Raw genomic sequence first — 14,142 nt, 5'->3', positions numbered from 1 at the left:
CCCCCCTGGCAGGCACGCCAGACCGAGAGTCGAAAATGGGGCCCACTTCAGTAAGAGGTTATTCGATACGACGGTTAAATGGCGGCAGAGAATTGAGAATGGCCTGGCCGTAGCGACGGCTCACCACCCGGCGATCCAATAATGTCACCGTGCCGCTATCCCCTTCCGCTCGCAGCAGGCGACCGCAGGCCTGCACTAACTTCAGGGCCGCATCCGGTACCGTGATCTGCATAAACGGATTGCCGCCCTTGGCCTCAATCCATTCCGCCAGGGCCGCCTCAATAGGGTCATCGGGCACTGCAAAGGGCAACTTGGCAATTACCACATGTTTGCAGTAATCCCCGGGGAGATCGAGTCCCTCGGCGAAGCTGGCGAGACCAAACAGCACACTGCTTCCACCACCATCGACGATTTCACGGTGAGAGTCGAGTAACTGCTGGCGGGATTGCTGCCCCTGCATCAGGATTCGGTTGCGCCAGGTACCCGGCAACGCCTCGTAGACGGTCTCCATTTGCCGGCGTGAGGAAAACAGCACCAGCGAGCCGCCGGAATCCTTGAGCAGCTCCGGTAAGGCATCAATCACCGCATCGGTGTGCTGGTCCGCATTGCCCGCATCCACTGCGCTGGCAGGTACCTGCAAGGTGGCACGGGAAAAGTCGAAGGGACTGGGTACTACCTGGTAGCTGGCATTTTCCGGGGTGCCGGCACGCATGCGCAGGCGATCAAATTTGCCCAGTGCGGTGAGGGTCGCAGAGGTAAGCACCGCACCGTAACAGCGACGCCATAAGCTGTACTCCAGGGTCTTGCCAGCCAGGATTGGCGAGCAGCACACTTCGAAATCTGTCGAACCACCCCAATCTACCAGGGTGACCCAGCGCGCCTGTGGCAGAGCGCCATCCGCGTCGGCGCGGGCATAGTTAGCCCAGAGCATCAAATTGGCCTCGGCACGCCCATACCAGCTGCCGAGTTGTGGATACCAGCGCTCCAAGTCAACAATAGGCACAGGAGAGTGGGCGTCCTCCAGCATGCGCTGAGCGGTTTGCAACATTTTGCCAAACAGGCTTTCCAGCTCGTCGAAATCCTCGCGCAGCTTTTCCGCTAACTGCATCATGGAGTCCGGCACCACGCCGCCCTCGAAGCGGTGGCGAGTAGTATTGCCGCGCTCATCCTCGAATTCGCACAGCTCTTCGATCAGCGGCCACATCTGCTCCAAGCCCTGCTTGGCGGAGGTGAGCACCGCCGGCAGCTGTTCACCACAGCGATCCAGTTCGGCGCCATCGCCAATCTCACTGAGCATCTGCCCCAGGGCCTTATTGGCCTGGTCGAGCCAACCAGTAGAGGCACCGACGCGGCTGTGGTGGGAGAAGTGGTTGAGGGCTTTGTCCGGCAGGTGGTGAGCCTCGTCGAGCACATAAATCGTCTCTTCTGGCGGCGGTAATATGGCGCCACCACCCAGGGCCAGATCCGCCAACAGCAGGTCGTGGTTGGCAACAATCACCTGGGTCTTGCCCAGACTCTCCCGCGCCCGGAAAAAACTGCAATTGGTTACATGGGGACAGCGACGACCACTGCACTGGCGGTGATCTGTTGTTACCCGGCTCCAGTCATCAACCTCAATCGTCTCCGGCCAGTTGTCGCGGTCTCCATCCCAGCGGCCAGAGGCCAGGCTGTCAGTCATTTTCTGATAAAGGGCAACACTGTCTTCCCCCACCTGGGGCAGCTCGTCTTCATACAGCCCCAGGGAAAGGCCGGTACCGCTGGAGGAGAAACTGGAAAGCAGCTGATCCAATTTGGACAGACACAAGTAGCGGCCACGCCCTTTGGCCAAAGCGAACTCAAAGTTGAGACCACTGTGGCGCACCACCTCGGGTAGGTCTTTGTGGATAATCTGCTCCTGCAGGGCCACGGTAGCGGTGGAGATCACCAGGGTTTTGTCCTGGGCCTGGGCCAGGGGAATGGCGGCGAGCAAATAGGAAACCGTTTTGCCGGTGCCCGTGCCGGCTTCTACCACACAAATATGCTCGCCATCGGTTTTATCGCTGTTGCGCTCACCACTGGCATTCTGTGCAATCGAACCTAGAGTGCGGGCAATGGCCGCCACCATCAGTTTTTGCCCGTAGCGGGCCTTGAGACCACGGTTGGACAAGAACTGGCTGTAGGCAGCCTGGATGGCGCTTTTGTGTTTGTCGTTGAGCACAGGGGAGAATCTATTCGCTAGTGGGTGGCGCAGGGGGCGCTATTATCCACTAAGCGCCCGCTCGCCACCAGCACCGCTAGGACAAAGCATCCCCAGCAGTGATCATTCAAACGCCAGGCGGGAAACCACCGGATTGGCGTAAGCCTGAATGGCCTTTTCCCGCCAGCGCTCATCGATCTTGGCCATGCGCGCCTCAAACTTCTCGCGGGTTTCCCGATGTTCGCTGGCGTCCCAAGGCTTGTGTGGATAGCCCACCGGCAACCCGGACACTTCGCCGTAGATCATCTCGTAGGCGATCAGGTTGGTGGGATGCAGAGTGTAATTGCCAACGATCTGCCGATCGATCTCCTCGGCAAGGCTGTTGACATCATTGAAGTCAGCCTCAATAGGTGTACCAAATGCGGTATGCACCCGCCCTTTGAAACCGATCACACCTTTGCCAATGGAGGCTAGATCCTCGTTTTTGGCTTTCTTGTACTCTTCCTTGTGTTCGGTGATGTAGAGCTCCTTGGCCTTCTGAGCATCGCAGGGGTCCCATTCATAAGAGATGGACAGCGGCACTATGTGCAGCTTGCGCCAGAAGTCGGCAAAGGACATATCCCGATCCTTGGTCATGGCGAACATGGCCGCCAAAGCCGGGTTGGTACGGTCCATGCCGTCCTTCGCACGCCCGGAGCGCTGCGCAATCCAAACGTGCTCATTGTCATTCACAATGGAGTGGTAGATATAGTTGGACAACTCCATGGCGGCCTGTAGCTTTTCACGACGACTGCCGGAACTGCGTTTGACCGTAAAGCACTTGTTGAGCTTCATAATATCGCTGGCAAACTGCTTGCTCAGCAGGTTGTCGCCGATGGCGATACGGGAGGTTTCGTGTCCCTCTTTATACATGGACACAATGGCGAAAGCCGGGTCCATGGCGATATCGCGGTGATTGCTCACAAACAAGCAGGCGCGGTCCCTCGGTAGAGTATCCAGCCCGGAAATCGTCAGCCCCGCGGTGGTGCGATTGACCACTTTGTCGATGTACTTTTCCACAACCGCCTGTACACCGCGCACATCGTGCACCTTGCGGAACTCAAAACGCAGGAACTGACGCACCAACCAGGCCAGGGGGCCCTCCAGGCGCGCCAGCTTGGGAATCAGGAAATGCGCTACGGCGTGGGACATTTCCGGGTCGGCAATCAGCCGATCCAATACAGCGCGCACTTCATCATCGCGATAGGGGCGCATATCCTCAAATTGAGCGGGGTCTAACTCACTTGCTCTCATGACATCACTACCTGCCGGACTTACTAACCAGAGGCGATCCGGGCTCATTGTATTTTTGCGGCCAAAAAGCGACCGGGATAAGAAATCGGCGCAGAACATACCGGAAGCCTCGCCGAACTGCTAGCACCTCTCCTGACCAGATGGCTGACCGAAGTGATGAAAGTATGTTTAGTCCGCTCAGTCAGCTAAAAGATCCTCCTGCCCTATTCGCCATTCAAAGTAGACTTCACCGCCCCAAGCCGGGAGAATAGGAAGGTCAACCGCCGCCGACGGCAAAAACAACGATAACGAATACGGCACAAGCCACGCAGCCAAGCAGGAGTCCACCTTGTCTCAAGCCACCCCCACTAATGAACCGCGCACGCCCAGCCTGCTGGACGCGCTGATCCCCCTGGGGATCCTGATCGCTCTCTTGTCGCTGTCAGTGTATTTCTACGGCGCCGACTCCTCCTACGGCCCCAACCAAATCGCACTGTTGTTATGTGCCTGTGTGGTTGCGCTGATGGGTATGAAGAACGGCCACAGCTGGAGCGATATGGAAGGGGGCATGCTGCACGGCATCGGCCTGGTATTCGGCGCGATTCTGATATTACTAGCCGTGGGCGCTCTGATTGGCAGCTGGATATTGGCCGGCACTGTGCCATCGATGATTTATTACGGGGTACAAATACTCTCGCCCCAGTGGTTCTACGCCGCCAGCTGTATTATCTGTGCCGTGGTAGGCCTCAGCATCGGCTCCAGCTGGACCACCGCCGGCACCCTGGGTGTGGCTCTGATGGGGATTGCCGGCGCTCTTGGCTTATCCCCGGAAATCACTGCCGGCGCGGTAATTTCCGGCGCCTACTTTGGCGACAAGATGTCGCCGCTGTCTGACACCACCAACGTGGCTGCGGCGGTAACATCCAACGATCTGTTCCAGCATATCCGCCATATGATGTCGACCGCGATTCCAGCCTTCGTGATCGCTCTGGGGGTATTTGCTTTCCTCGGGTTTACCTCAGAAGCCAGTACCGCCTCCGCCTCGGATATCGAGTCTCTCCTCACCGCCCTGAAAAGCGAATTTAAGATATCCATGATCAGCTTGCTGCCTCTGATCTTGCTGCTCGCTATGGCCTGGCGCAAAGTCCCCGCCTTCCCCACTCTGATCGTCGGCTCCCTGGTGGGCTGCGCCATTGCGTTGATTTTTGAGCCGGAGACTGCCCGCCGCCTGGGTGGCGACGAAGGTGCCCTGGCCGCACTCAAAGGCGCCTGGTACAGCCTGTTCGATGGCTATAAATCCACCTCTACGAATGAGAATGTCGCTGCACTCCTCTCGAAAGGCGGTATGAGTAGCATGCTCAATACCGTGTGGCTGATCACCTCCGCCATGGCCTTCGGTGGCGCCATGGAGCGTGCCGGTTTCCTGCAAGTGATCGTCAACTGGACCCTGACGCGTATTAAAACTGTGGGCGGCCTGGTGACTTCCACGGTATTCACCTGTTTCGGCATGAATGCCGCTGCCGGCGACCAATACATGGCGATTATTATTCCGGGCCGCATGTTCCGAGAAGCCTTTGAAGAGAAGGGCCTGCACGGCCTGAATCTGTCCCGCACCCTGGAGGACTCCGGCACCATCACCTCGGTGCTGATTCCCTGGAATACCTGTGGGGCCTATATGACGGCTACCCTTGGCGTTTATACCTTCTCTTACCTACCCTACGCCCTGTTCAATATCATCTGCCCACTGCTGGCCATCGCCTACGGCTGGTTGCACTTTAAGCAGATGCCAATCTCAGTGGCGGCCACAGCATCCCCCAGCAAAGAAGGAAATCTACAAAGCTGTCATGAGTGAAAGCGGTACCCTGAGCGCCCTGATCGAAGAGGCGGACTTTAAATTACGCTGGTTCGATCTGGGCCGGCGTCTCCAGCCTGTGCCAAAGTCCACAGCCGAGGCTTTCGAGGCGGGACAAAAAGCCTGGCCTTATCCCTATTTGCGCCAGGCTTGGAGTGGGCTCTTATTGCAGCCCGCCGAAGGTGGTGAACCCGCGGTATGGTTTCTGCGCTTTCCTCTCGATGAGCAGGGTAAACTGCAATTGCAGGCCCGCGATGGCTTGCTGCGCGCCCTAGCCCAGGAACTCAAACAGGCGCCCGCTTCCGAATCTGCGGTACAACTCGATCAGCTACTGCAGCAAAGCGGCCTACTCTTTACACCCTCTAGCGAGCGCCAAGCGGCATTCCACGCCTATACCGCAAAACTATTAAAACAGACACCCAGCACACACTATGCAGCGGTGCTCGATTACTTCAGTGACCCTCAAAGTTCCCGCTGGGACAATCTCGGGCTACAGGGCATCGCTGACTTGGCTACCCGCTGGGAGCCACAGAAAGAACTGTTGCTGCGCCAACTTCCACATATTGCCGCCCCGGTTTTTATCAACCTTTGCCACTGCCTGGAAAATGAAGCGATCGATCACCAACTGGTGGAAGTAATCGCCACTCGCGCACGCGAGTCATTGAATATTGACACCCAAGATACCCCAGACTTCACCCTGATTGCCGCCGCAGTGCGGGGTATTTCCAATTCGCCAGCGCAAGGCCTACGCCACTCTCTGCTAAAAGAACTGCTAGAGGCACTGCAACGGCAACCGTCGTCAAGCGATATTCGGTCTACCTCGGTTCCACCCATCTCGGTTCAACCCATCGAACTGCTCGCCGCCATCGGCAGCCGCTGCCCCCTGGACCTGGAAAATCAGCCGCTAGCCCAGCTCTGGCTCAATGCTCTGGCACAGAGTAACAAGCAAAGCACATTCAATTTATTGCTCTCTGACCTGATGTTCCTCCCCCAAGTGCGAGCCTCTTTGCTAAGCACATTGCGCGACCCCGCACGTGATGAAACCCTGGCCCAGGCTTTTGGAAATTTCCTCCACGGTCCGAAGCCCATCCATTAAGGTTGCTTACTCGACGTTGAAGCAGCTAGGTTCCCACCTGTTTCAACGCCAAACTTTTTCCTTTTATTCACCACTGATCATCTCCAGGCAGCCAATAGTGCTGCCGCCCTTTACCAAACAAACAACTCACTTATTCCCAAAGTAATAAGCTGCCATTTTTTTAAGTCTTCTTACCCAACCCAGAAAAAGCCACCTAAAATATATTGCTCAAGAAACACATCACCCAATTAAAATTTAATTTAAAAAAAATAAAAGCAAAGTGATTTAGAGAAACCACTCAAAACTTCGACACACCGCACATCAAGCCAAAGAAAAAACCCGGTTTTTACAGGAATAAATTCATAAACTGGCGCCAACTTCTTCCCGAATTCCCTCCTGACAGCATTTTTCTCTCTGCGCCTATTACACTCAATTAGGCGGCATCTTTGTAAAACACATTTTGCAAAGCTGACCAACAGGTGACGTTTTATTGGCTATGCTAATGGCTAACATCAACGGAAAGGAGTTAGGGGATGAATTTCACTCCAGCCAAGTACTTAATCGGTATTATCAGTGCACTGGTTCTAGCAGGTTGCTGTAGCCCTCCGGCACCGCCAGCTTACTGCCCACCCGGCGCTGAACAAATTCCAACTTCCATGGCCTGCCCCGCAGATGCTGACTGCTGGATGGCTTCTGATAGAGTACGCTGCATGAAAGTGGTGAAGTAAAATCATTTCAAGCAGAACAGCGTGGTGATTCATACTAAATGAGGTTTTGACTAAATCTGCACTGATAGACACATAAGGAACAAAGCATTATTTAGTATGAATCACCACCAAATGCCGCTTTCACGAGCGGCATTTGTTTTTTTGGGGCACCCATCCTTACCGTAATCGCATTTTCTGTAATAGACTGTACCGTCTGGGCACTGGTTCAGCGAAGGTAATGCGTTAGCATTGCCAACCTTTTACCAGCAAGTGTCGATAAGCTTGCAAACACCGCAATAATAAATTTCTCACAAGAGAGTTAATTAACGACCACCATGACAAGTGAAACTTTAACTCTGAGCCGCTCCTCAGCAATTCAACAATTACAATCTCATTTCGAACAACAAAAGTGGTCTTTACGTGAGCTTTTCGCCACCGACCCCCAGCGCACAACCAGTTTCAGCTGCGAGGCGGCCGGCATTTATTTAGATTTCAGTAAAAATCACTTGCGGCAAGAGACATTACGGCTGCTGCTCGAGTATGCCGAAGACCAGGAATTGACCCGCCAGATTGCAGCCTTACTTAGCGGTGCCAATGTCAACAATACCGAGCACCGCCCAGCACTACACACTGCGCTGCGCTTTCAAGGAACGCCCAAAACCGAGCATGAGCGCGCCGTGGCCGATTGTCGCGCTCAGATGCAACGGTTTGCGGATAGCATCCACGAAGAACAATGGCTGGGGTTTAGTGGCAAACCCATTCGCCATATCGTGAATATCGGTATCGGCGGCTCCGATCTCGGTCCTCGTATGGTGGTCGAGGCTTTGGGCTCATGGCACAAAAAAGGTATTAGCGTACATTTTGTAGCGAATATTGATGGTGCTGACCTGAGCAGTACTATCCAAAATCTCAACCCGGAGGAGACACTCTTTATTGTTGCCTCCAAGTCTTTCTCCACCCTGGAAACCCGAGAGAATGCCTTAAGCGCGCGCCGCTGGGTTTTGGCCTCTGGCGCCAATGAAAAACAATTATCCCAGCACTTTGTGGCGGTCAGCAGCAATATTGTCGCAGCACAAGACTTTGGCATCGCCCCGGAAAATATTTTCCCCATGTGGGACTGGGTGGGTGGTCGCTACTCGCTGTGGTCTGCAATTGGCCTGCCGATCATCCTGGCCTGTGGCTATGAGGTTTATGAGGAACTTTTAGCCGGTGCTCATGGCATGGACACCCATTTTGCCAATGCCCCACTGGAGGAAAATCTGCCGGTATTGCTGGCGCTTATTCAGTTCTGGTATCGCCAGTGCTGGGGTGCCGGCAGCCAGGTGATTCTGCCCTACGCTCAGCGCCTGTCCAAGTTTCCCGCCTGGATGCAACAATTGGATATGGAAAGCCTGGGCAAAAGCGTAGACAAAGAGGGGAAGCCTCTGGAGTATCCCAGCGGCAGTGTGATCTGGGGCACCGAAGGCACCAATGGGCAGCACTCCTTCCATCAGCTATTGCACCAGGGTACCGATCTGATTCCTGCGGATTTTATCGCTATCAAGCAGCCTACCTCCGAGCTGCACGAGCAACACCGCTGGCTACTGGCCTGCTGTATCAGCCAAAGCCAGGCTCTATTACGCGGCAAGTCCCTTCACGAGGCACGCCAGGAGCTGGAAGATACCGGCTATACCCACCGCGAGGCCCATGCGTTGGCTCCGCACAAAGCCATCCCCGGTAATCGCCCGAGTAATACCCTCATCCTGGAGAAGTTAGATCCACATCACCTGGGCGCGCTGTTAGCACTTTACGAGCATAAGGTTTTCACTGGCGGTTGCCTTTTGGGAATTAACCCATTTGACCAGTGGGGTGTAGAGCTAGGCAAACAGTTAAGTACAAAGATATACAAAGCCGCCGAAGGACATGTGCCTGAAGATTGGGATAGTTCTACCCGCTCTTTAATGGAAAAGCTCTTATAAAATAATTTGCCAAGAGCCCCACTAAATAGGCCGCATCCCAATGCGGCCTTTTTAGTTCCGTTTACCAGAAAAATGCGCTTTCTTATTTTTGTGCCTCAGAACCGCGCTTCAACAAAGGCTCAATCAAATCCAGCGGCAAGGGAAATACAATCGTTGAGCTATTATTTGCTCCGGCGATATCAATCATGGTCTGCATGTAGCGCAAAGTAATCGCGTTGGCATTTTGCGATAGCTGATTGGCCGCTTCCGTTAATTTTAAGGCCGCCTGCGCCTCGCCCTCTGCGTGGATCACCTTGGCTCGCCGTGCCCGCTCGGCTTCGGCCTGCTGGGCAATGGCGCGCACCATACTCTCATCCAAATCGATATGTTTAATTTCAACATTAGTGACCTTCACTCCCCAGGCATCGGTCTGCTCGTCGAGGATTTTTTGAATATCCACATTAAGTTTGTCACGCTCGGAAAGCATTTCATCCAGCTCGTGTTTACCCAGCACCGAACGCAGGGTGGTCTGTGCTAACTGGCTCACAGCCTCGTGATAAAATTCAACATTGATAATCGCCGACTGCGAATTGACGACCCGGTAATAAACAACCGCGTTCACTTTTACCGAGACGTTATCGCGACTGATCACATCCTGCGTGGGCACATCCATCACTACGGTTCGCAAGTCCACCCGCTCCATAGTTTGAATAATCGGGATAATGATAATCAGGCCAGGACCCTTAACTGTCTGAAAGCGCCCCAGGAAAAAGACCACCGCGCGCTCGTATTCCCGCAAAATACGGATGGCATACATCAATAGCAGTAATACCGCGAGCACCAACAGCCCAACAAAATAACTGACCATGCTTATCTCTCCCTATAACCGCTTGTAAATTTTCTGGGGTAAATTCGCCCAGTAAAAGCCAATTTAATTGACAGCCGAAATGACTAGCCCGGCTCCACATAGAGCAGCAAACCGCGCTGAGCAATAACACGCACTCGCTGCCCGGGTTCCAGTGGCGTCTCGCAGTGCGCCCGCCAAATCTCTCCATCGAGGTGCACCAGCACCTCTTTCTCACTTACATTACTCACCACCGCCACTCGTCCCACCAGGGCCTGATCGGAGGCAAGCCGCGGTTTGCGTAAACTCCTACCCACCGCCATTAAAAGACCCAAAAGAAAAACACCGCTTACGCCGGCAATCGCTGCGATCAATTTTCGCGACACCTGCATGCCGGGCACATCGGTGTCGATCAGCATCACCGAGCCAATCACCAGGGCAATAATTCCACCAATTCCCAGGGCACCAAAACTCGGCATAAAAACTTCCGCCACAATCAAAAGCGCGCCAACGATAATCAGTGCCAAACCTGCATAATTAATCGGCAAAACCTGCAAAGCATAGAAGGCCAATAACAAGCAAATAACCCCTACGATGCCGGGCACAAAAGCTCCGGGGCTATACCCCTCGAAAATCAGGCCATAAATACCAATTAATAAAAGAATATAAGCCACCTGGGGATTGGTAATCAGGGCTAGTAACTCATTGCGCCAATCCGGCTCGTAATTTTCTATAGGGAGCTGGGCAATCTCTGGCGAAATAGTAATGTCGCCGGAATCGAGAGATACTTTGCGCCCGGCCACCTGCTTTAATAAATCCTCATCATTCTTGGCAACAATATCGACAACATTCATCTCCAGCGCTTCCGAGGCAGTCAGGGTTGCCGCTTCACGAACGGCTTTCTCCGCCCACTCCGCATTGCGCCCATTGCGTTGTGCTAAACCTCGAATAAAAGCAACGGAGTCATTCACCATCTTGCGCTCCATGGCAGTGCCGGATAATGGTTTCTCCTTTTTTTCCTCCTCTTCACCTTCTTCGTCCTCTTTATTCGCCTCTTCTGCCTCCTCTTTTTGGTCGTCCTCTTTTGGGTTGCCACCGGGAGATGGCGTTCCTGGGGGCCCGCCTATTTGCACTGGCGTGGCTGCCCCTAGTGTTGTAGCCGGGGCCATTGCCGCTATCTGGCTGGCATAGAGGATATAGGTGCCGGCACTGGCTGCACGAGCACCCGAGGGATATACATAGGTAGCAATAGGAATGGGGGAGGAAAGGATATGTTGGATAATATCCCGGGACGCTGCATCGAGACCGCCAGGAGTATCGATATGCACAATAATTAACTCGGCACCGCGCGCGCCGGCATTCTCAGTGGCGCGCTTAAAATAATCGGTTGTGGCCGGGCCTATGGCACCATCAATAGACAACAATGCCACATGGGGGGAAGCATCTTCTTGTGCGGCACTTTTCGAGATCAAAACGACAAGGAGCAGCGTCAGGATGAGCGCGCCGCGCAAGAATACCGCTGACGATATCTGATTCGACATGCATCCTTCCCTGATGCGATTGCGGAGAAACCCCGGCCAGCCATTGTATTTCTGGCCGGGGTAACTCAATCAGATTAACAGAAAAAAGCGGCGTTATCCGAAAACAAGGAAAGTGACGTTAAACCGGGTTGCGGCGGCTGTGCCAATGCACTTCACGGGCGTATTTATCCACTTGGTTTTCCACTCCAAGTAATAGGGCGAACAGAGCCATACGCACCAGCAGTCCATTATCGGTCTGGCGGAAAATTGCCAGACTCGGATGTTCATTCAAATCAATATCCAGTTCGTTGGCCTCTGCGCGTGAATCCCTCGGCAGAGGGTGCATAATCACCGTATTGGGCTCTGCATAGCGAGTAAATATCGCCCGGTTTAGGCGGAAACGCCCACGGTAGCGGTTGGCCTCATCCTGGGAGGCAAAGCGCTCTTCCTGGATACGGGTGGAGTAGACGATATCTACATGGGCGATAGAGGATTCCAGCTGGTCGGTCACCGTTACCTCGTGCCCCACCTCGCGCAGCTTCTCCACAATCGCCTCGGGCATTGCCAGCTCCGGTGGGGAGACCAGAGTGATATGCACGCTGCCAAATAAGCACAGCAGCTTGCACAGGGAGTGCACGGTGCGACCGTGTTTGAGATCGCCAATCATGGCAATGCGGAAATCATCCAGGGTGCGGCCATGGGCGGCCAGCTCTTTGCGAATAGTGTAGAGATCCAACAGCGCCTGGGTGGGATGCTCATTAGCGCCATCACCGCCGTTGACCACCGGCACACGGCTCGCTGCGGCAAATTCAGCCACAGAGCCCTCCTGCGGGTGGCGCATACAAATCACATCGCTGTAGCCCGACAGTACCCGTGCCGTATCGTAGAGGGATTCACCCTTGGCCATAGCGCTGGCAGTAATCCCCACAGTTTCCCGTACCGTGCCACCCAATAAGTTAAAAGCAGCCCCAAAACTCAAGCGGGTACGGGTGCTCGGCTCCATAAACATATTGCCGAGAATCGCTCCCTCCAACACGCGTGTGACTTTTTCACGTTGTGCGTAAGGGGTCATGGCGTCAGCTACATCGAATACGCGCTCTATATCGGCACGTTCGAACTGGCTGACGGACAGAATATTGGCTCCGATAAAGTCCATGGTTACTCCAGTGATTGCGCCTTGTGGGCGCGGGTGTTCGCGAGCGGCATTCTACTCGGGCACAGCAATAGAGCCCAGTGAAAGAATGGCCGCTGACGCGATTCAACACATTAGGCGAGTAGGCTATCGCCCCAGTTTTCCAGCTCGGTAATCAGCGATATCCGCTCTGGATGCTGTACTCGCAGTTCGGCCAGCTGGCGGAAGTAATCTTCGAGGGTGATAGAGGCCCCTGCGGTGGGATCGGTTAACCGCTGGAAACACCAGATCTGCCAGCGCTGATGTTCCTCGTCCGATAGAGTCTCTGGGAAGTTGCGCGCACGCATGCGGAACAATAACTCGGGTAGGCGCTTGTCACTGAATGGCACTTCGCCAGCTAGGGCCTCGGGCCCGCGGGCTGCCAAGCCGCGGTGCAGCTCACGGCAGATATCGCGGTCGGCATCACTGAGGAAACCGCCGTAGAGATCCGCTTCCACATCCTTCTGGGGAAACTCCCGATCCAGAAATACGTTGTGCAGTTTCTCGGTCAGATCAACGCTTTTCAACTTCTGCCAGTTGGCTTCGCAAGCCGCCCGGTCGATGCCCAATTCACTGGCACGTTTATCGTCGAGCATATTGGCTGGAGCCAATATCGGGCATTTGTTCAAGTGCACCAGTTTCAGCCCCACCGGCAGTTCACTTTCACCTAGCTGATCGCGAGCGGTATAGAGGCGCTCACGCAGCGTATCCGCATCCAGGTTGAGTAAAGGCTCGGGGTCCATCGCCAAATTGGCAACAATTACGGCGTTGCGATTCACCGGATGGCTGGCCAGTGGCATCACGTAGGTCAAATGCCCATGATTGGCAGAGATCTTGCCGGAGATATGCAACAGCGGGCGGCGCTCGCGCATATCAATCATCTTGGCGGCTTCCTGCTTACGGCGCAGGCGGAATACATAATCGTAAAGCTTCGGTTGCTGCTTGCGGATCAGTCGCGCCATATCAATCGTAGCGTGGACATCAGAGAGTGCATCGTGAGCGCCCTCGTGGGAAATTCCATTGGCAGCGGTCAGTTCTTCCAGACGGAAAGACGGCGCACCGTCTTCGCGTGTCGGCCACTGGATACCCTCGGGGCGCAGGGCGTAAGTGAGACGCACCATATCGATAATGTCCCAGCGGCTATTGCCGAAGCGCCACTCGCGCTCATAGGGGTCGAGCAGGTTGCGGTACAGGGTATAGCGGGTCACTTCGTCGTCAAAACGCAAACTGTTGTAGCCCACACCACAGGTACCGGGCGCACCCAGCTCGGCGAGGATGCGCTGGATAAATTCAATTTCCGGTACGCCATTGGCCAGGGCCTTTTGCGGGCTGATGCCGGTCACCAGACTCGCCATAGGCTGCGGCAGGCAGTCCGCTGAAGGGCGGCAGTAAATCATCAATGGCTCGCCGACGATATTCAGCGCTTCGTCGGTCCTGATACCGGCAAACTGCGCCGGCTTGTCGGCACCCGGGTCTGTGCCCCAGGTTTCATAATCATGCCAATAAAGTGTGGTAGAACTCACGGTACCTCCATAATTTGGCGGCATCATACCACTGAGCACCACGCCATCTGGACACCTGAACCCAG

The 14,142-nt window shown here is 54.8% G+C and carries 10 protein-coding genes; 4 read left to right on the top strand and 6 right to left on the bottom strand.

Annotation, left to right across the window (positions count from 1 at the left end):
* Nucleotides 1–58 precede the first annotated feature (58 nt).
* Nucleotides 59–2,197, bottom strand: a complete 2,139-nt coding sequence (gene dinG, locus ACJJID_RS01850) for an ATP-dependent DNA helicase DinG (protein ID WP_444921239.1) — start codon at nucleotides 2,195–2,197, stop codon at nucleotides 59–61.
* Nucleotides 2,198–2,299: 102 nt separating this feature from the next.
* Nucleotides 2,300–3,469 (bottom strand): 1-acyl-sn-glycerol-3-phosphate acyltransferase, encoded by a 1,170-nt coding sequence (locus tag ACJJID_RS01845; RefSeq protein WP_444921238.1) that lies wholly within the window; start codon nucleotides 3,467–3,469, stop codon nucleotides 2,300–2,302.
* A gap of 328 nt (nucleotides 3,470–3,797) precedes the next feature.
* On the opposite strand from ACJJID_RS01845, the gene nhaC reads away from it, so the two are divergent.
* The 4 genes from nhaC to pgi all read left to right on the top strand — a co-directional run bounded on the left by nhaC (nucleotide 3,798) and on the right by pgi (nucleotide 9,040).
* Nucleotides 3,798–5,300: a Na+/H+ antiporter NhaC gene (gene nhaC / locus ACJJID_RS01840; RefSeq protein WP_444921237.1), complete on the top strand. Its 1,503-nt coding sequence runs from the start codon at nucleotides 3,798–3,800 to the stop codon at nucleotides 5,298–5,300.
* Nucleotides 5,293–6,396 (top strand): DUF3549 family protein, encoded by a 1,104-nt coding sequence (locus tag ACJJID_RS01835; RefSeq protein ID WP_444921236.1) that lies wholly within the window; start codon nucleotides 5,293–5,295, stop codon nucleotides 6,394–6,396. The genes nhaC and ACJJID_RS01835 overlap by 8 nt, the downstream gene beginning before the upstream one ends.
* 512 nt (nucleotides 6,397–6,908) lie before the next feature.
* Nucleotides 6,909–7,103 carry a hypothetical protein gene (locus ACJJID_RS01830; protein ID WP_152451883.1) on the top strand — a complete coding sequence of 65 codons (195 nt, stop codon included), beginning with the start codon at nucleotides 6,909–6,911 and terminating at the stop codon, nucleotides 7,101–7,103.
* Between the two features lie 314 nt (nucleotides 7,104–7,417).
* The gene (pgi, locus tag ACJJID_RS01825) at nucleotides 7,418–9,040 is read left to right on the top strand and encodes a glucose-6-phosphate isomerase (protein ID WP_444921235.1); all 1,623 of its coding nucleotides are present in this window, start codon (nucleotides 7,418–7,420) and stop codon (nucleotides 9,038–9,040) included.
* An 82-nt stretch (nucleotides 9,041–9,122) separates the two neighbouring features.
* On the opposite strand, the gene ACJJID_RS01820 is transcribed toward pgi, so the two are convergent.
* The 4 genes from ACJJID_RS01820 to sbcB form a co-directional block, all read right to left on the bottom strand.
* The gene (locus tag ACJJID_RS01820) at nucleotides 9,123–9,887 is read right to left on the bottom strand and encodes a slipin family protein (RefSeq protein ID WP_444921234.1); all 765 of its coding nucleotides are present in this window, start codon (nucleotides 9,885–9,887) and stop codon (nucleotides 9,123–9,125) included.
* An 83-nt stretch (nucleotides 9,888–9,970) separates the two neighbouring features.
* Complete coding sequence (locus ACJJID_RS01815; protein ID WP_444921233.1) at nucleotides 9,971–11,404, bottom strand: NfeD family protein; 1,434 nt, start codon at nucleotides 11,402–11,404, stop codon at nucleotides 9,971–9,973.
* A gap of 118 nt (nucleotides 11,405–11,522) precedes the next feature.
* The gene (locus ACJJID_RS01810) at nucleotides 11,523–12,539 is read right to left on the bottom strand and encodes an aspartate carbamoyltransferase (RefSeq protein WP_444921232.1); all 1,017 of its coding nucleotides are present in this window, start codon (nucleotides 12,537–12,539) and stop codon (nucleotides 11,523–11,525) included.
* A gap of 110 nt (nucleotides 12,540–12,649) precedes the next feature.
* Entirely contained in the window at nucleotides 12,650–14,101 is a 1,452-nt protein-coding gene (sbcB, locus tag ACJJID_RS01805) for an exodeoxyribonuclease I (RefSeq protein ID WP_444922593.1), read from the bottom strand.
* Nucleotides 14,102–14,142 lie beyond the last annotated feature (41 nt).

This window comes from Microbulbifer sp. CnH-101-G, assembly GCF_052466775.1.
Note: the sequence above shows the minus strand (reverse complement) of the source record. Positions and strands in the feature narration are given on the sequence as shown.